The organism is Streptomyces sp. NPDC001002, from assembly GCF_053599215.1.
In genome coordinates, this window is sequence record NZ_JBSFLV010000007.1 from 23,414 (window position 1) to 39,134 (window position 15,721).

15 protein-coding genes are annotated in these 15,721 nt (G+C 71.7%); 6 read left to right on the forward strand and 9 right to left on the reverse strand.

Annotation, left to right across the window (positions count from 1 at the left end; translation table 11 throughout):
• Positions 1-17 precede the first annotated feature (17 nt).
• Positions 18-1,844, reverse strand: coding sequence for an AMP-dependent synthetase/ligase (locus tag ACWDR3_RS05705; RefSeq protein WP_450351054.1), 1,827 nt, complete (start codon positions 1,842-1,844; stop codon positions 18-20).
• 229 nt (positions 1,845-2,073) lie between these two features.
• Positions 2,074-3,549, reverse strand: a complete 1,476-nt coding sequence (locus ACWDR3_RS05710; protein WP_450351056.1) for an MFS transporter — start codon at positions 3,547-3,549, stop codon at positions 2,074-2,076.
• A 112-nt stretch (positions 3,550-3,661) separates the two neighbouring features.
• Between ACWDR3_RS05710 and ACWDR3_RS05715 the strand changes: the two genes are divergently transcribed.
• Positions 3,662-4,642, forward strand: coding sequence for an Lrp/AsnC family transcriptional regulator (locus ACWDR3_RS05715; RefSeq protein ID WP_450351057.1), 981 nt, complete (start codon positions 3,662-3,664; stop codon positions 4,640-4,642).
• 17 nt (positions 4,643-4,659) lie between these two features.
• Here ACWDR3_RS05715 and ACWDR3_RS05720 read toward each other — a convergent pair whose 3' ends face one another.
• Positions 4,660-5,523 carry a LysR substrate-binding domain-containing protein gene (locus tag ACWDR3_RS05720; protein WP_450351059.1) on the reverse strand — a complete coding sequence of 288 codons (864 nt, stop codon included), beginning with the start codon at positions 5,521-5,523 and terminating at the stop codon, positions 4,660-4,662.
• 202 nt (positions 5,524-5,725) lie between these two features.
• Here ACWDR3_RS05720 and ACWDR3_RS05725 point away from each other — a divergent pair, with 202 nt between their 5' ends.
• Positions 5,726-6,739, forward strand: coding sequence for a bile acid:sodium symporter family protein (locus ACWDR3_RS05725; protein WP_450351215.1), 1,014 nt, complete (start codon positions 5,726-5,728; stop codon positions 6,737-6,739).
• On the opposite strand, the gene ACWDR3_RS05730 is transcribed toward ACWDR3_RS05725, so the two are convergent.
• From ACWDR3_RS05730 to ACWDR3_RS05740, 3 genes are all read right to left on the reverse strand, one after another.
• Positions 6,675-7,889: a DUF4185 domain-containing protein gene (locus ACWDR3_RS05730; protein WP_450351061.1), complete on the reverse strand. Its 1,215-nt coding sequence runs from the start codon at positions 7,887-7,889 to the stop codon at positions 6,675-6,677. The genes ACWDR3_RS05725 and ACWDR3_RS05730 overlap by 65 nt on opposite strands.
• Before the next feature lie 136 nt (positions 7,890-8,025).
• A complete protein-coding gene (locus tag ACWDR3_RS05735; protein WP_450351062.1) occupies positions 8,026-8,877 on the reverse strand; it encodes a collagen-like protein in 852 nt (283 codons plus the stop codon).
• Positions 8,874-9,146, reverse strand: coding sequence for a hypothetical protein (locus ACWDR3_RS05740; protein WP_450351064.1), 273 nt, complete (start codon positions 9,144-9,146; stop codon positions 8,874-8,876). The genes ACWDR3_RS05735 and ACWDR3_RS05740 overlap by 4 nt, the downstream gene beginning before the upstream one ends.
• Before the next feature lie 304 nt (positions 9,147-9,450).
• Between ACWDR3_RS05740 and ACWDR3_RS05745 the strand changes: the two genes are divergently transcribed.
• On the forward strand, positions 9,451-10,986 hold the full coding sequence (locus ACWDR3_RS05745; protein ID WP_450351065.1) for a DUF4331 domain-containing protein: 1,536 nt from the start codon (positions 9,451-9,453) through the stop codon (positions 10,984-10,986).
• An 85-nt stretch (positions 10,987-11,071) separates the two neighbouring features.
• Here ACWDR3_RS05745 and ACWDR3_RS05750 read toward each other — a convergent pair whose 3' ends face one another.
• Positions 11,072-11,989: a quinone oxidoreductase family protein gene (locus ACWDR3_RS05750; protein ID WP_450351067.1), complete on the reverse strand. Its 918-nt coding sequence runs from the start codon at positions 11,987-11,989 to the stop codon at positions 11,072-11,074.
• Positions 11,990-12,119: 130 nt separating this feature from the next.
• Between ACWDR3_RS05750 and ACWDR3_RS05755 the strand changes: the two genes are divergently transcribed.
• Positions 12,120-12,557: a MarR family winged helix-turn-helix transcriptional regulator gene (locus ACWDR3_RS05755; RefSeq protein ID WP_124001805.1), complete on the forward strand. Its 438-nt coding sequence runs from the start codon at positions 12,120-12,122 to the stop codon at positions 12,555-12,557.
• A 19-nt stretch (positions 12,558-12,576) separates the two neighbouring features.
• Positions 12,577-13,101: an isochorismatase family protein gene (locus tag ACWDR3_RS05760; protein ID WP_450351069.1), complete on the forward strand. Its 525-nt coding sequence runs from the start codon at positions 12,577-12,579 to the stop codon at positions 13,099-13,101.
• A gap of 39 nt (positions 13,102-13,140) precedes the next feature.
• Here ACWDR3_RS05760 and ACWDR3_RS05765 read toward each other — a convergent pair whose 3' ends face one another.
• Positions 13,141-13,860 carry an SDR family oxidoreductase gene (locus ACWDR3_RS05765; protein WP_450351071.1) on the reverse strand — a complete coding sequence of 240 codons (720 nt, stop codon included), beginning with the start codon at positions 13,858-13,860 and terminating at the stop codon, positions 13,141-13,143.
• A 123-nt stretch (positions 13,861-13,983) separates the two neighbouring features.
• Here ACWDR3_RS05765 and ACWDR3_RS05770 point away from each other — a divergent pair, with 123 nt between their 5' ends.
• Positions 13,984-14,793, forward strand: a complete 810-nt coding sequence (locus tag ACWDR3_RS05770) for a LysR family transcriptional regulator (protein ID WP_450351073.1) — start codon at positions 13,984-13,986, stop codon at positions 14,791-14,793.
• 71 nt (positions 14,794-14,864) lie between these two features.
• Here ACWDR3_RS05770 and fdhD read toward each other — a convergent pair whose 3' ends face one another.
• Positions 14,865-15,713, reverse strand: a complete 849-nt coding sequence (fdhD, locus tag ACWDR3_RS05775) for a formate dehydrogenase accessory sulfurtransferase FdhD (protein WP_450351074.1) — start codon at positions 15,711-15,713, stop codon at positions 14,865-14,867.
• Positions 15,714-15,721 lie beyond the last annotated feature (8 nt).

A 15,721-nucleotide genomic window follows, 5' to 3' on the forward strand; every position in this document is an offset into this window, starting at 1 on the left:
CGTCAGCCGGCCGAGCGTCAGGCCCGGTAGAGCGCGTCGACCTCGTTGGCGTAGGCGTTCTCGATGGCCTTGCGCTTCAGCTTCAACGACGGTGTCAGCAGGCCGTGTTCCTCGGTGAACGGCTGCGCCAGTATGCGGAAGGTACGGATCGACTCGGCCTGGGAGACGAGGGTGTTGGCGGCCACCACCGCGCGCCGCACCTCCGTCTCCAGGTCGTTGTCGCGCACCAGCTCGGCCGGGGACATCTGCGGTTTGCCGCGCATCGTCAGCCAGTGCTCGACGGCCTCCTGGTCGAGGGTGACCAGGGCCGCCACGTACGGGCGGTCGTTGCCGACGACGATGCACTGGTTGACGAGGGGGTGGTCGCGGACGCGTTCCTCCAGCAGCCCCGGCGAGACGCTCTTGCCGCCGGAGGTCACCAGGATCTCCTTCTTGCGGCCGGTGATGGTCAGGTAGCCGTCCTCGTCGAGCGCGCCCAGGTCGCCGGTGGCGAGCCAGCCGTCGTGCAGGGTCTCGTCGGTGGCCTTCTGGTTGTTGAGGTAGGCCTGGAAGGTGTTGGGTCCGTGCAGCCAGATCTCGCCGTCGTCCGCGATGTGCACGGTGACACCCGGGATGGGCTGGCCGACCGTGCCGTAGCGGGTGCGGTCGGGCGGGTTGGCGGTCGCGGCCGCCGTCGTCTCGGTGAGCCCGTACCCCTCGTAGATCTGCACCCCGGCGCCCGCGAAGAAGAGTCCGAGCCGTCGGTCCATGGCCGACCCGCCGGACATGGCATTGCGGATACGGCCGCCCATGGCGGCCCGCACCTTGGCGTAGACGAGTTTGTCGAACAGCTGGTGCTGCATGCGCAGTCCGGCCGACGGGCCGGGGCCGATGCCCCAGGCCTTCGCCTCCACCGCGTCCGCGTACTTCACCGCGACCTCGACGGCCTTCTCGAAGGGACCGGCCTTGCCCTCCTTCTCCGCTTTGCGGCGGGAGGCGTTGAAGACCTTCTCGAAGATGTAGGGCACGGCGAGGATGAAGGTGGGCTTGAACGCCTGCAGATCCGGCAGCAGCGCGGCGGCGTTCAGCTGCGGCTGGTGGCCGAAGCGGACCCCGCCACGGATCGCGGCGACCTCCACCATCCGCCCGAAGACATGCGCGAGCGGCAGGAACAGAAGGGTCGCCGCCTCGTCGCCCTTCTTCGAGTGGAACACCGGCTCCCAGCCCTCGATGACGGTGTCGGCCTCCCACATGAAGCTGCCGTGCGTGATCACACAGCCCTTGGGGCGGCCGGTCGTGCCCGAGGTGTAGATGATCGTCGCGGTCGAGTCCGGGGTGACCGCCTGCCGGTGCCGGTGCACCACCTCGTCGTCGATGGACGCACCGGCGTCGTACAGCTCCTGCACAGCGCCCGAGTCCAGCTGCCACAGCTGGTGCAGCTGCGGCAGCCGGCCGATGACGGTGGCGATGGTCATCGCGTGGTCCTCGTGCTCCACGATCGCGGCCGTGCACTCCGCGTCGTAGAGCATCCAGAAACACTGCTCGGCCGAGGAGGTCGGATAGACGGGCACCACTTGGGCACCGATCGTCCACAGTGCGTAGTCGAACAGGGTCCACTCGTAGCGGGTGCGGGACATGATCGCGACGCGGTCGCCGAACCGGATGCCCTGGGCGAGCAGCCCCTTGGCGAGGGCCAGCACCTCGTCCCGGAACTCCGCGGAGGTCACGTCACGCCACTGACCTGCCTCGTCCTTGCGACCGAGGGCGATGTGCAGCGGGTCTTCCTGGGCACGTTCGAAGACGACATCGGCCAGACCGCCCACCGGCGGTGCCGACGCCAACGGAGGGTTGGTGAACTCGCGCAAACCCCGCTCCCCGCCTCTGGTGACGCTCCGCAGCGCCGTGAAAGCTACCCCACCCGGCGACAGGGCGGGAGGGGGTCGGAAGCCGAGCAGTGCTCAGGTACCGGCAGGTCACCGCCGGAAAATGCGCCCACATGCGGAAGGGTCGGACACAAAGCTGACGGTTGAGTAAGTTTCGGCACCGTAATCTCCACCGAATCTGTACGACCCGGCTACGGCCCTCCAAGGCGGGTCACAGGGGCTGTTCGACGGGGGTCCCGACGACCTCGCGGACGGCCTTGCGCGGGGCCTTCACCAAGGTCAGGACCAGTATGCCCGCGACCGTCGCCGTCACTCCCGCGAGTACCGCCGCCGTGTTCAGCCCCGAGGCGAACGCCGTGCGCAGCGCGTGCTCGGAGAAGGCACCGCGCAGGGCGCCGGCCGCGCCGCCCGCCAGTGCGTGGGCCGCGTCGGGCGGCAGCGTGTCCCGCATGCGGGAGGTGAGCACCGTGCCGTACACCGCGATGCCGAGCGCGTACCCGAGCTGCCGGAAGGTGTTGACCGCGCCGCCCGCCATGCCTGCCCGCTCCGGAGGTACGGCGGCCAGCGCCGCGCCCGCGATCCCGGGCGCCACCAGACCCGTACCGACCCCCGCGAGGACCAGACCCGGCACCAGCGCGGACGCCGTCGAGCCCGCGCCCAGGAACGCCATGCAGAACTGCCCCGCGCCGATCAGCAGCAGCCCGCCCCCGACGGTGAACCGCGCCGGCACCCCGTGCAGCAGCCGACCGCCGGCCGCCGCCACCACGAAGGACGCCAGCGACAGCCACAGGAAGACGAGCCCGCCGCGGACGGGACTCATCCCGAGCAGCGTCTGCAGCCAGATCGAGTCGTACGCGAGAAGGCTGAACGCCGCCGCGTTGAAGGCGAGCGCGCCCACCATGACGCCCGAGAACGCCGGCTTCAGGAACAGCCGCGGATCCAACAGCGGGTCGGCGCCGCGCAGTTCGACGGCGAGGAAGCCTGCCAGCGCCACCGCGCCGGCTCCGAAGGTGAGCAGGGTGCCCGGCTCGCTCCAGCCCTGCTGTCCGGCGCGTACCGCCCCGTACGTCAGCGCGGCGGCGAAGGCCGCGAACGTCACCGTGCCCGCCCAGTCGACCTTCCGCTCGCGCGAGCCGTGCGACTCCGGCACCACCCGCAGGGTCAGCCACACCGCGAGCACGCTCACCGGCAGATTGACGTAGAAGATCCACCGCCAGCCGGGCCCCGCGGTCAGCAGTCCGCCGAGTACCGGCCCCACCGCGGCCGCGGCCCCGCTGACCGCGCCCCACACGCCGAGCGCAACCGACCGCTGCCGCCCCTGGTAGATCGAGCCGAGCAGCGGCAGCGTGGTCGCGAACATCGCCGCCGCCCCCAACCCCTGCACACCGCGCGCGGCGACCAGCATCCCCGGCCCGCTCGCGAGCCCGCACAGCAGCGAGGCGATCGCGAACACCACCACACCCACCACGTGCACCCGCCGCCGGCCCAGGATGTCGGCCGCGGCCCCCACTCCGAGCAGCAGCGCGGCCAGCGCCAGCGCGTACCCGTCCATCACCCACTGCAGATCGCTCAGCGACGCGTGCAGCGACCGCGCCATGTCCGGCAGCGCGACCACCGCGATCGTGACGTCCAGCAACAACATGAACGTGCCCAGGCACACAGCCGTGAGCGGCCCCCATGTACGCATGTCCTCAACTCCCGGTTCGACAGTTGCGTCTCGGTTCGTACGATGAGCGGTGCGCGGCCGATCGGAGCGGTGACCGGTGGCCGGGCGACGGAATCCGACGGAAGCGGCCAGCATGCAGATGGAATCCCCCACCTTCGACACGCTCGACCTACGGCTGCTCAGCGCCCTGGAGGCCAACGCCCGGGCGTCCTTCAGCCGGATCGGCGCGGTGCTCGGCGTCTCCGACCAGACCGTCGCCCGCCGGTACCGACGGCTGTGCGCCGAGGCCGGACTGCGGATCGTCGCCGTCCGGGACGGGGTCGCGCTGGGCCAGGACGACTGGACCCTGCGCCTGCGCTGCGTCCCCGACAGTGCGCTGACCATCGCGGACGCGCTCGCCAAGCGGCCCGACACCAGCTGGATCGGCATCGCCTCCGGCGGCACCGAGATCATCTGCGGCACCCGGCCGCGCAGCGTCGGCGACCGGGACGACCTGCTCCTGGGCAAACTGCCGCGCACCCCGCGCCTGATGGAGATCCGCGCCCACCAGCTCATGCACCGCTTCTGGGGCGGCCCGACGGGCTGGCTGCGCAAGTTCGGGGCACTCACCGAGGAGCAGTTCGCGGCCCTGCGTCCGGACCCGCTGCCCGACCCCGGGCCGGCCCGCATCGAAGCGGAGGACGAGCCCCTGCTCGCCGTCCTGGAGCGGGACGGCCGCGCCACCTACCCCGAACTCCAGCGCGCCACCGGCCGCTCCGAGTCCGCCGTCAAACGCCGCCTGGCCACCCTGCTCGCCTCCGGCGCCGTGTACATCGACGTCGAGATCCGCCCCGAGACCCTCGGCTTCCCGGTCTCCGCGGTCCTCTGGCTCACCACCACCCCCGCCGCGCTCCACTCCGTCGGCGAGGCCCTCGCCGGCCACGACCCCATCGCCCACGCGGCGGCCACGGCAGGCCCCAGCAACCTGATGGCCTCGGTGGTCGTGCGCACCACGGCGGACCTCTACGCCTACATCAGCGGCCCGCTCGGCCGCCTGCCGGGACTCCAGCACGTGGAGGCGACGCCGTATCTGCGCCGGATCAAACAGCTGACGTATGCCAAGTCACTTCGCTGAGGGCGGGCGGCCAGGAGTCAACGCCGGTGCAGGCGGTCCCCGCCGTCCAGGATCGACTGGGCCAGGGCCTCCGCCGTGCCCGACGCGGAGGTGCGGCGGTGGCCGTGGACCAGGACGAAGTCGACGCGGCCGAGTTCGGGGAGGGCGAAGCGGTCGGGGACGCGGACCAGGCCCGGGGGGACCAGGCCGCGGGAGTGGGCCATCACGCCGAGGCCGGCGCGGGCCGCGGCGATCAGGCCGTTGAGGCTGCCGCTGGTGCAGGCGATGCGCCAGGAACGGCCCTGGCGTTCCAGGGCCTCCAGGGCGAGGGCGCGGGTGATGCCGGGCGGCGGGTAGACGATCAGCGGCACCGGGCGGTCCGGGTCCAGGCGCAGCCGCTCCGCGCCGATCCACACCAGCTCGTCGTGCCAGACCGGTTCGCCCCTCGGATCCTCCGGGCGCCGCTTGGCCAGCACCAAGTCCAGCTTCCCGGCGGCCAGTTGCTCGTGCAGCGTGCCCGACAACTCGACCGTCAGCTCCAGGTCGACCTCGGGGTGCTCGTGCCGGAAGCCCTCCAGGATCTCCGGCAGCCGGGTCAGCACGAAGTCCTCGGACGCGCCGAAGCGCAATCGGCCGCGCAGCCGGGTACCCGTGAAGAACGACGTCGCCTGCTCGTGCACCTCCAGGATCCGCCGCGCGAACCCGAGCATCGCCTCGCCGTCCTCCGTCAGCTCCACGGAGTGCGTGTCCCGGGTGAACAACTGCCGCCCGGTCACCTCCTCCAGGCGCCGCACGTGCTGGCTCACGGTGGACTGGCGCAGCCCGAGCCGCCGGGCGGCCTGCGTGAAGCTCAGGGTCTGCGCGACCGCCAGGAAGGTGCGCAGGTGAGAGGGGTCGTACACGAGGAACAGGGTAACTCGTTATCGCGAAACGTGATGACAGTCAGAGCGGTATGACGGATTCCCGATCAAGTTCCGGAGGAGGACGATGGGCGGGGGACTCCCCGTCCCCGGAACGCCCCTGGAACATCCCCGTCCCGCCGACGGCAATGCGCACGCAACGAGCAAGTGGAGCACCGTGAAACGCCTGCAATGGCCGAGTTGGATGCCGATCGACCCGTACATCCTGCTGTTGCTCGGGACGGTGGGCCTCGCCGCCCTGCTGCCGGCGCGCGGGACCGGGGCGGACGTGGCCTCCGGCGCCTCCACCGCGGCGATCGCCTTCCTCTTCTTCCTGTACGGCGCCCGCCTGTCCACCCGTGAGGCGATGGACGGACTGCGCCACTGGCGGCTCCATGTCACGGTCCTGGCCTGTACGTTCCTCGTCTTCCCGCTGCTCGGCCTGGCCGCCCGCGGTCTCGTCCCGGTCCTGCTGACCCACCCCCTCTACCAGGGCCTGCTCTTCCTCACCCTGGTCCCCTCGACCATCCAGTCCTCCATCGCCTTCACCTCGATGGCCCGCGGCAATGTGCCCGCGGCGATCTGCGCCGGCTCCTTCTCCTCCCTGATCGGCATCGTCGTCACCCCGCTGCTGGCCGCCGCCCTGCTCGGCAGCAGCGCCGGCGGGTTCTCGCCCGACTCGCTCGTCGAGATCGTGCTGCAACTGCTGGTGCCGTTCCTCGCCGGACAGGTGCTGCGCCGCTGGATCGGCAGCTTCGTCGCCCGGCACAAGAAGGTCCTCGGCCTGGTCGACCGCGGCTCGATCCTGCTCGTCGTCTACACCGCGTTCAGCGAGGGCATGGTCCAGGGCATCTGGCACCAGGTGAGCGCGATCCGGCTCGGCGGCCTCCTCGTCGTCGAGGCCGTCCTGCTCGCCGTGATGCTCACCCTGACCTGGTACGGCGGCAAGGCGCTGCGCTTCAACCGCGAGGACCGGATCGCCATCCAGTTCGCCGGCTCCAAGAAGTCCCTGGCCTCCGGACTGCCCATGGCCAGCGTCCTGTTCGGCGCGCACGCCTCCCTCGCGGTGCTGCCGCTGATGCTCTTCCACCAGATGCAGTTGATGGTCTGCGCGGTGATCGCCAAGCGCCGCTCGCACGACCCGGTGGAGGAGATCACCCCGGCTCCGTCAGCCGCAGCGTCACGAACCGCGGTCGGTACAGGCTCACATTCGCGTTGATGCTCGCCGAAGCCCCCACCGTCTCCAGCCAGTTGACGTCGTAACTCAGCACCAGCGGTCCATCACCGCTCAGTTCGGGATGCGCCTGCGGGTTGTACGCGGCCACCCCGCCGTGCGGCAGCGCGGGACTGAAGTCCTTCGTCGGGCCGTGCCAGGGCCCGGAGGGGGAGCAGGCCCAGTACGACGTCACGGTCGTCAGCCCCGCCGCGCCCGCGGCCATCGTGAACAGGACGTACGTCCCCTCCGTGCGCACCACCGAGAACGCGCTGCCTACCTTCGCCCCGCGCACCGGGCGCGGTGCGCCGCCCCACCCCGAGCCGTTCCAGTACTTCCAGGCGCCCGGCTCCCCGAGCCGTCCCTCCGGCACCCGCGCCACGTACGCCGAGGAGGCCGGCCGGGACGCGGCCTGTCCGTCGTCGCCGCCGAACACGTACGTCCAGCCGTCCTCCTCGACCAACGTCGTGCCGAACAGCACCCGTTGGGAGGGATCGGGCACCAGCGACTGGTCCAGCACCTTCACCACCGACTCGACCCGCAGGTCGGGCAGCGAGAGCGTGGCGACCTCGGTGGCGGTGGGCACCCCGTAGATCCACGGCGACTGCCCGGCCGTCCGCACCCACAGCAGCACCCGGACGACCGACTCCGCGGAACCCGGCGAGCGCGGCTCGACCCGGGCCGCCACCGGCCAACGCCATTGATTTGGCGCGGGATCGGCGAAGAGCGGAGTGGGCAGCGTGCGCTCCAGCCGGCCCTCGCCGTCCATCACGACGGCCGAGTTGCGCACCAGCGGGGCGCTCGTGTCCCGCCACGCGTACGACTCGCCGACCGGGTTGGGCGGCCCGTGCACCTGCCCCAGATACGTGTCCGAGAACAGCCACAGCAGCCGCCCGTCCGGCAGCCGCACCGAGTGCGTGCCGTCGCCCCCGGTCCAGTCGTCACTGCGGCTCGCGTCATCGCCGTACCGGGCGAACTCCTCCGTCAGCCCCGAGTCGGCGGACCAGGACCGGATCGCCCGCGCCGAGCACCCGGCCCCGTCCTCCCGCCCGTCACCGTCCGGCAGGGCGGTGAGCAGCACGGCTCCGAGAACCAGCGCCAGCAGCACACCGAGCCCGGTCCCCACTCGCTGTCGTGCTCGTACGTCGTCGGGCACCCACGGGACGGTAGTGGCTGTCGCTCGCGTGGTCCATGGGGCGATGTCCGTTTGCGGGGTCCGTGGAGCAACGTCCGTCCGCGTCAGGGTGGTTGCCCACGTCGGCCGCTGGGGTCACCGTGCCGAGCCCGTCAAGTCACCGGTGCCGAGCCGGTGTTCGCGAGGACCGGCGTCTCCGAGGGCGCCCCGACGCGCGGCCGGTCCGTCCACCGTGGCCGCCCTCTCGGCGACCGCGTCTCGTGCGCCGCAGCCGCCGACGCAGCACCGGCAGGACCGGAAGCAGCGCCGCCGGCCCGGGGCTCGGTGCCGGCGCGACCGTGCCGGCCCGGCGGCAGACCAGGGCGTCGGGATCGGTCGCGGGGACCTGGAGGGAGTAGCCGTCGGGACAGTCCGGACCCGGCCGGCCGCGCGGCCCGGGCTCGCCCTGCTCTCCCTTGGGTCCCTGGGCGCCCGGGGCTCCTTGACCGCCCCCGCCGCCCGCGGGACCGGCCGGACCGGTGGCGCCGTCGGTGCCCGCGGGGCCCGGGTCGCCGGTCGGACCGGTCGGACCAGGCGAGCCCTCCGGACCCTCCGGCCCCGTCGGCCCCGAGGGTCCGGGTTCGCCGCGCGGGCCCTGGTCACCGGCGGTGCCGGGCGTCCCGCCCGCACCCCGGTCCCCCTTCTCGCCCTTCGCACCCCGCTCGCCGGGCAGCGCGGCGGGCACCCGGATCCGGTCGAAGAGGTCGTCGACCGCGTCGGAGGGATCGGGGGCCGCCGGGGTACCGCCGTGGGCCCGGACCTGGGCACGCAGCGCGCGCACGTCCCGCGCGAGCGTGGACACGGCCCGGCCCCGGCGGTCGGCCTCGGTCTGCATCTGGTCGGCGCGACGGTCCCCGGCGTCGATGCGCGCCCACAGGATCACCGCGACGCCGGAGAGGGCGATCAGCACACAGACCAGGAACACGCTGCGCCAGCGCGACGCGAGCAGCCGCTCGAAACGGGACCTCACCGCGCACCTCCGAGCCGGTCGATGTCGAGCCTGAGCCGCGCGATCTCGGACTGGTCGGCGGCGTGCAGGGTGGCCAACTCGGTGATCCGCGTGTCCCGTTCGGCCACCTGCCGCTCCAGGCGGTCCCGCTCGGACTGCAGCTTCTCGGTCAGGCTGGAGTAGCCGCTGAGGGCGTTCTCGCCGCGCTTGCCCAGATACGCCACCACGGCCGCCCCCAGCACGCCCGTGGCCGCCAGCAGCGAGCCGACCAGGGTGGTGCCGGCATCCAAGTGACTGCCTCCTACTCGTACGACGGGTCGCACACGACGCGGCCCGTTGAACTCATCAGGCGTAACGAGCCATGTGCCGGACGGGTGTGCCGGGGGTACGGACTACGCCGGATGGGTGGTGATGGGGTGTCAGGGGTGACGCATAGATGCAGATTTCCGCCGCGGTGGCGTGAGGGGTCATGGTTCCGCTCAACCCGGTTGATCAACTGAAAGATCCGTCAGATCGGTCAATAATCACCAATCCGCACGGGCGGCCGTTCCGAATCCCCCAGCGTCAGGGAAGTTGGCATGGAGGACGGACGGAATGACACCTAACTCAAGGAGCGGTGCGGGGCGCAGGGGCCTCGCCACCCTCATAGCGGGTGCGCTGGCCGCCGGGGGACTCGCAGCCGCCGGTGTGGCCACGCTGGAACCGGGGGCGGCCTCCGCCTCCAGTCACCGGGAGGCCCCGCTGATCGCGGGAAACCCCCGGTACGACAACACGGACGTGTACGCGTTCGTGAGCCCGGACAGCCCGAAGACGACGACGATCATCGCGAACTGGATCCCCTTCGAGGACCCCTCGGGCGGCCCGAACTTCTACACGTTCGCGGACGACGCCCAGTACGACATCCACATCGACAACAACGGTGACGCGCAAGGCGAACTGCTGCTGCGCTACACCTTCAAGACCCACACGAAGAACAAGAAGACGTTCCTCTACAACACGGGCCCCGTCACCAGCCTGGGCGACCCCGACCTGAACGTCACGCAGACCTACGACATTGAGCTGCTCAAGCTGCACAACCAGCAGGTCGTGTCGAAGAAGAAGCTCGCCGACGACATCCCGGTGGCCCCGTCGAACGTCGGCAAGGCGTCGATGCCGGACTACGGCAAGCTGCGCGGCCAGGCCGTCCGTCAACTCGCCGGTGGGGGCCGGACGTTCGCCGGCCAGGCGGACGATCCGTTCTTCCTGGACCTGCGCGTCTTCGACCTGCTGTACGGCGGGAACCTCTCCGAGGTCGGCAACAACACCCTCAAGGGCTACAACGTCAACTCGGTCGCCCTGCAGCTGCCCACCGACATGATCACCCAGTCGAAGCAGCAGCCGGTCGTGGGTATCTGGTCGACGACTCAGCGAAGGAACGCCCAGGGCTCCTACGAGCAGGTCTCACGCCTGGGCAACCCGCTGGTCAACGAGGTCGTCAACCCGCTCAAGGACAAGGACAGGTTCAACGCGGACTCGCCGTGGAACGACGGCCAGTTCCTGAAGAACGTGACCAACCCGGAGCTGCCGAAGCTCATGGAGGCCATCTACAAGATCAAGGCGCCCGCTGAACCGCGCAACGACCTCGTCGACGTCTTCCTCAAGGGCGTCAAGGGCCTCAACCAGCCGCCGAACGTGCGGCCGGCGGAGATGCTGCGCCTGAACACCTCGATCAAGCCGACCGCCGACCCGAAACGGCTCGGTGTGCTCGACGGCGACAACGCGGGCTTCCCGAACGGGCGCCGGCTCACCGACGACGTCGTGGACATCTCGCTCCAGGTCGTCGAGGGCGAACTGGTCGGCGCCAAGAACGACTTGGGGGACGCGGTCGACACCGACGACCAGAAGTTCGGCGACTCCTTCCCCTACCTGGCCCAGCCCGTAGCGGGTTCGCGAGGACCGCTCGCGAAGGGCACGACCGGTGGCAACGACGTACGCAACCAACTGGGCGACTCCCTGGAGCCGGCCGGTTCCACGGGCGGCACGACCGACACCGGCCTGATCGCCGCGTCGGCGGGCGCGGGCGCGGCGGGCATCCTGCTGATCGGCCTGGGCCTGGCGTGGTGGCGCCGGCGCAGCCAGAGTCTGAACTGACCAGCAGGGACAGCAAGACAGGGGAGGGCGGGAGTCGGTGAGACCGGCTCCCGCCCATTTCCGCGCCAAGTCGCCGTCTTCCGCGCTAAGTACGCAGCACGACCTTCCCCAGATTCCCCCGCGACTCGATCACCGCATGCGCCTTCGCCGCGTCCTCCAACGCGAACTCCCCGTGCACGGCGGGGCGTAGCGCCCCCTCCGCGAACAGCGCCCACAGCTCCCGCCGCCACCGTTCGTACAACTCCGGCCGCCCGCGCGCGATGTGCGCCATCTGGAAGCCGATCACGGACTTGGCGCCCACGAGGAGGTCGTACGCCTGGATCGTGCCGCCGCCCGAGCTGTAGGCAACCAGTCGCCCGCCCGGGGCCAGGGCGCCGATCGCCGGGGTGAGGAGGTCGCCGCCCACCGCGTCGAGGGCGTAGTCGACGGGCTCGCCCCAGCTCTCGTCGGCGTAGGAGATCACCTCGTCCGCGCCGAGGGAACGTACGAAGGGGGCTTTCGCGGGGTCGGACACGGCGGCCACCACCCGGGTCGCGCCCCGGGCCCGCGCGAGTTGCACGGCGAGATGGCCGACCCCGCTCGCCGCGGCCGTGACCAGGGCCGACTCGCCCGGCTCGGGGTGTGCGGCGGTGAGGGCGCCGAGAGCGACCAGGCCGCTGCGGACGAGGGCGACCGCGTCGACCGCGGTGGCGGTCTCCGGGATCGGGGAGGCCATCGCCTCGTGCAGGGTTGCGAAGTCGGCGTAGCCGTGTCCGAAGCACAGGCCCGTGACCCGGTCGCCGACGCCGAAGCGGGTCACTCCGCCGCCCACCGCCACGACCTCTCCCGCGATCTCGCCGCCCAGCGGGATCGGTTCGGCGGCCTCGGTGACCTTGCGGACGACCGGGAGCGTGACGCCGATCGCCTCGCAGCGGACGAGGAGTTCGCCGGGGCCCGGTTCGGGGACGGGGGCGTCCTCCAGGAACAGGGGGCCGCCGGTGGACTCGTAGCGGACGCGGCGCATCGCACCTCCGGGTGTCGCGGGTGTCGACAGTGGCGCGGGGATCGTTGGGACTCCCCACGGTTTCGTTGGGAGTCCCAACGGTAGACATGATTCATTGGGAAGTCCAACGACTTCCCGCTACGCTGTCCCCATGCCCGAAGCGCCCCTCGTCGCCATCCGCTCCCTGCCCAGCTGGCTGCTCGGCCGCGCGGCCGCCCGTGGGCGGACCCTGGTGGCGCAGGCCCTGACCGCCGAGGGGCTGAAGATGTGGCACCACGTCGTGCTCTCCGCCGTCCGCGACCTGGCCCCCGTGGCGCAGGCCGACCTCGGCCGCGGGGTGGGTCTCGACCCCAAGGACCTGGTCGGCGTCCTCAACGACCTCCAGGCCGCGGGCCACATCGTGCGCGAACCCGATCCCAAGGACCGGCGCAAGAACGCGGTGTCCCTCACCGTGCAGGGCGCCTGGCTCCTTGAGCGCTGCGAGCGGGCCGCCCGCGCGGCCAACGACGAGCTGCTCGCCCCCCTCTCCGCCGCCGAACGCGACCAGTTCATGGACCTGTTGATCCGGATTTCCGGTACGGACGGCTGACGACGGATAACGTTCCGTCATGACCGCACCCCTCGCGCTCGACCCCGCGCGCAGCGCCCTCGTGCTCGTCGATCTGATGGACCGGATCGTCGCGCTGCCCCTGGAGCCCCGCAAAGGCACCGAAGTCCTGCATGCCGCCGAGGAGTTGACGACCGCCTTCCGGGCGGCCGGCGCGCCCGTCGTGCTGATCCGGGTCGAGCGGCCCGGCGTCGCCGAACAGCCGGCCGGCAGTGAACTGGTGGAGGGGCTCGCCCGGGACGGTGACATCGAGGTCGTGAAGCGGACCATCGGTGGCTTCCAGGGCACCGACCTGCACGACCGACTCCATGAACGCGGCGTCAGCACGCTGGTGTTCGGCGGTATCGCCACCAACCTCGGCGTCGAGTCCACGGCACGCGCCGCCGGTGACCTCGGCTACGACCTCGTGTTCGTCGAGGACGCCATGGCCGCGCTGACCGGGCCCGAGCACGACGCGTCCGTGCGGCTGGACTTCCCGCGGCTGGGGACCGTGGTCTCGGCGGCGGAGGTGCGGTTCGTGGTCTGAGGCCCCCCTCGGAGGGCGGACGGCAACTCAGACGGCGACTCAGACCAGCGTTCCGCCGCCGTCCACCGTGACGACCGAGCCGGTGCTGTAGCCGCCGCGCATCAGGTACAGGTACGCCTCGGCGATGTCCGCGGGCTCGCCCACCCGGCCGACGGGGAGCGACGCCGCGGTGGACGCGTACAGGCCCTCGCGGTCCGTCTCGGCCAGGTCCCGCCACAGCTCGGTGCGGACCACGCCGGGGGAGACCACGTTGACGCGGACCGGGGCGAGCTCCAGGGCCAGGGCCCGGGTGAGCGACTCCATCGCCCCGCACAGGCTCGCCGCGACGGTCGTGCCCGGCATCGGCCGCTGCCCGGCCGTACCCGTCGTCAGGACGACGGAGCCGCCGGGGCGGATCGACGGGGCGCCGTGCTTGACGGCCGTGTACGCGCCCCACAGCCGGGTGTCCAGGAAGCGCCGGGACCGCCCGAGGTCCGACTCGGCGAGACTGCCCATGAGGATGGACTCGCCGGCCGTGTAGACGAGGTGGTCGAAGGCGCCGACCCGAGCGAAGAAGCCGCGTACGGAGTCCTCGTCGGTCGCGTCCAGGACGATTCCCTCGGCGCCGTTCGGCAGCCGCTTCAGGGCCGCGTCCACGCTCTCCTGCCGACGCGAGGCGACGACCACGGCCGCGCCCTCCTGGACGGCGGCCTCCGCGACCGCCAGTCCGATACCCCCGGTGCCGCCGATGACGACGATCCGCTGTCCTTGCAGGCTCATGACGTGTTCCTTCCGTGGCTTCGCTACGGAATCAACCCTGCGGCCGCCCGCCTCCCGCCGTCCAAGACCTCTTTCAGCTGTGGCGATACCCTGGAGGCATCGCCAACGGAAAGGGCGGGCGGCATGGATCTCGACCTGCGCAAGGTCCGCTACTTCGTGGCGGTGGCCGAGCTGCTGCACTTCGGGCGGGCCGCCGAGGAACTGCACATCGCGCAGCCCGTGCTGAGCCGTCAGATCCGGGCGCTGGAGAAGGAATTGGACGCCACGCTCTTCGAACGTGACAGCCACGGCGTCACGTTGACCGGAGCCGGACGCCAACTCCTCGACGACGCGCGCCCGTTGCTCGCCGCCGCCGAGGCCGCCCGACGCCGGACGCACCGGGCCGCCCGCGGACCGCGCCGGTTCGTCGTCGGATTCCGTGCCGGTGTCGTCGTATCGCACGCCGTGCGTGCCTTCGGTGCCGCGCATCCCGATGTCGCCGTCGAGGCCCGCCGGGTCGAGTGGGACGACCAGGAGGAGCTGATCCTCGACGGGACCGTCGACCTCGCCTATCTGCGCCGGCCGATCCGGGAGCGGGGGCTGAAGCTGCTGCCGCTGTTCACCGAGGCGCGGGTGGCGATGTTGCCCGCCGATCACCGGTTGGCCGGCAAGCAGGAGCTGCTCATGGCCGACCTCGCGGACGAGCCGCGGCTGCGTTACGTCGACGCCGGTCCCGACCAGGTGCCGATCCGCACGATCGAGGAGAAGTTCGAGCGCGTGGTGGCGGGCCAGGGCATCACCCTGGTCCCCGTGTCGGTCGCCGAGCAGTACTCACGGCCCGACATCACCTACGTGTCCGTCGTGGACGCGGAGCCCGACGAGGTGATCCTCGCCTGGGACGCGTCCCGCCGGTCACCGCTGATCTCGGCGTTCGCGCAGATCGCGAACGTCTGAGACGGGGCCCCTGCGGCGCAGGGGGCGCTCCCCGCCGGTCGGGGCCCCGCCGCCGTGTCGCGGAGAGCCGGTCACGCCTGGGCGGCCGCGGTCCGCAGGGCGATGCGGTGCTCGCCCGCGTACACGTTCATGGAACTGCCCCGCAGGAAGCCCACCAGGGTCAGACCGGTCTCCGCCGCCAGGTCCACCGCCAGCGAGGACGGCGCCGAGACCGCCGCCAGGACCGGTATCCCGGCCATCACCGCCTTCTGCGCCAGCTCGAAGGAGGCTCGCCCCGACACCAGCAGGAGCGTCCGGGACAGCGGCAGGTTCCCCTGCTGGAGGGCGCGGCCGACCAGCTTGTCGACCGCGTTGTGCCGGCCCACGTCCTCCCGGATGTCGACCAGCTCGCCGTCCTCGGTGAACAGGGCCGCCGCGTGCAGACCCCCGGTCCGGTCGAAGACCCGCTGGGCCGCGCGGAGCCGGTCGGGGAGGCTCGCGAGCAGGTCGGGCTCCACCCGGACCGGGGGAGTGTCGGCGATCGGCCACCGGGCCGTCGTCCGCACCGCGTCGAGGCTCGCCTTGCCGCACAGGCCGCACGACGAGGTCGTATAGACGTTCCGTTCCAGCGTGATGTCCGGGATCCGCACACCGGGGGACGTCCGTACGTCCACCACGTTGTACGAGTTCGAGCCGTCGACGGTCGCGCCCGCGCAGTACACGATGTTCTGCAGGTCGTCCTGCTCGGCGAGCACGCCCTCGCTGACCAGGAAGCCCGCGGCCAGCGCGAAGTCGTCGCCCGGGGTGCGCATGGTGATCGCGAGCGGCTTGCCGTTCAGCCGGATCTCCAGCGGCTCCTCGGCGACCAGCGTGTCCGGTCGGGTGGAGACCGCCCCGTCCCGGATGCGGATCACCTTGCGTCGTTCCGTGACTCGTCCCATGTCGTGCC

Bases quoted from the DNA above. Each gene is read 5' to 3' on its own strand.
- ACWDR3_RS05745 (WP_450351065.1), top strand. From the start codon at position 9,451: ATGACACCTAACTCAAGGAGCGGTGCGGGGCGCAGGGGCCTCGCCACC.
- fdhD (WP_450351074.1), bottom strand. From the start codon at position 15,713: ATGGGACGAGTCACGGAACGACGCAAGGTGATCCGCATCCGGGACGGG.
- ACWDR3_RS05715 (WP_450351057.1), top strand. From the start codon at position 3,662: ATGCAGATGGAATCCCCCACCTTCGACACGCTCGACCTACGGCTGCTC.
- ACWDR3_RS05770 (WP_450351073.1), top strand. From the start codon at position 13,984: ATGGATCTCGACCTGCGCAAGGTCCGCTACTTCGTGGCGGTGGCCGAG.
- ACWDR3_RS05725 (WP_450351215.1), top strand. From the start codon at position 5,726: ATGCCGATCGACCCGTACATCCTGCTGTTGCTCGGGACGGTGGGCCTC.
- ACWDR3_RS05755 (WP_124001805.1), top strand. From the start codon at position 12,120: ATGCCCGAAGCGCCCCTCGTCGCCATCCGCTCCCTGCCCAGCTGGCTG.
- ACWDR3_RS05765 (WP_450351071.1), bottom strand. From the start codon at position 13,860: ATGAGCCTGCAAGGACAGCGGATCGTCGTCATCGGCGGCACCGGGGGT.
- ACWDR3_RS05710 (WP_450351056.1), bottom strand. From the start codon at position 3,549: ATGCGTACATGGGGGCCGCTCACGGCTGTGTGCCTGGGCACGTTCATG.
- ACWDR3_RS05750 (WP_450351067.1), bottom strand. From the start codon at position 11,989: ATGCGCCGCGTCCGCTACGAGTCCACCGGCGGCCCCCTGTTCCTGGAG.
- ACWDR3_RS05760 (WP_450351069.1), top strand. From the start codon at position 12,577: ATGACCGCACCCCTCGCGCTCGACCCCGCGCGCAGCGCCCTCGTGCTC.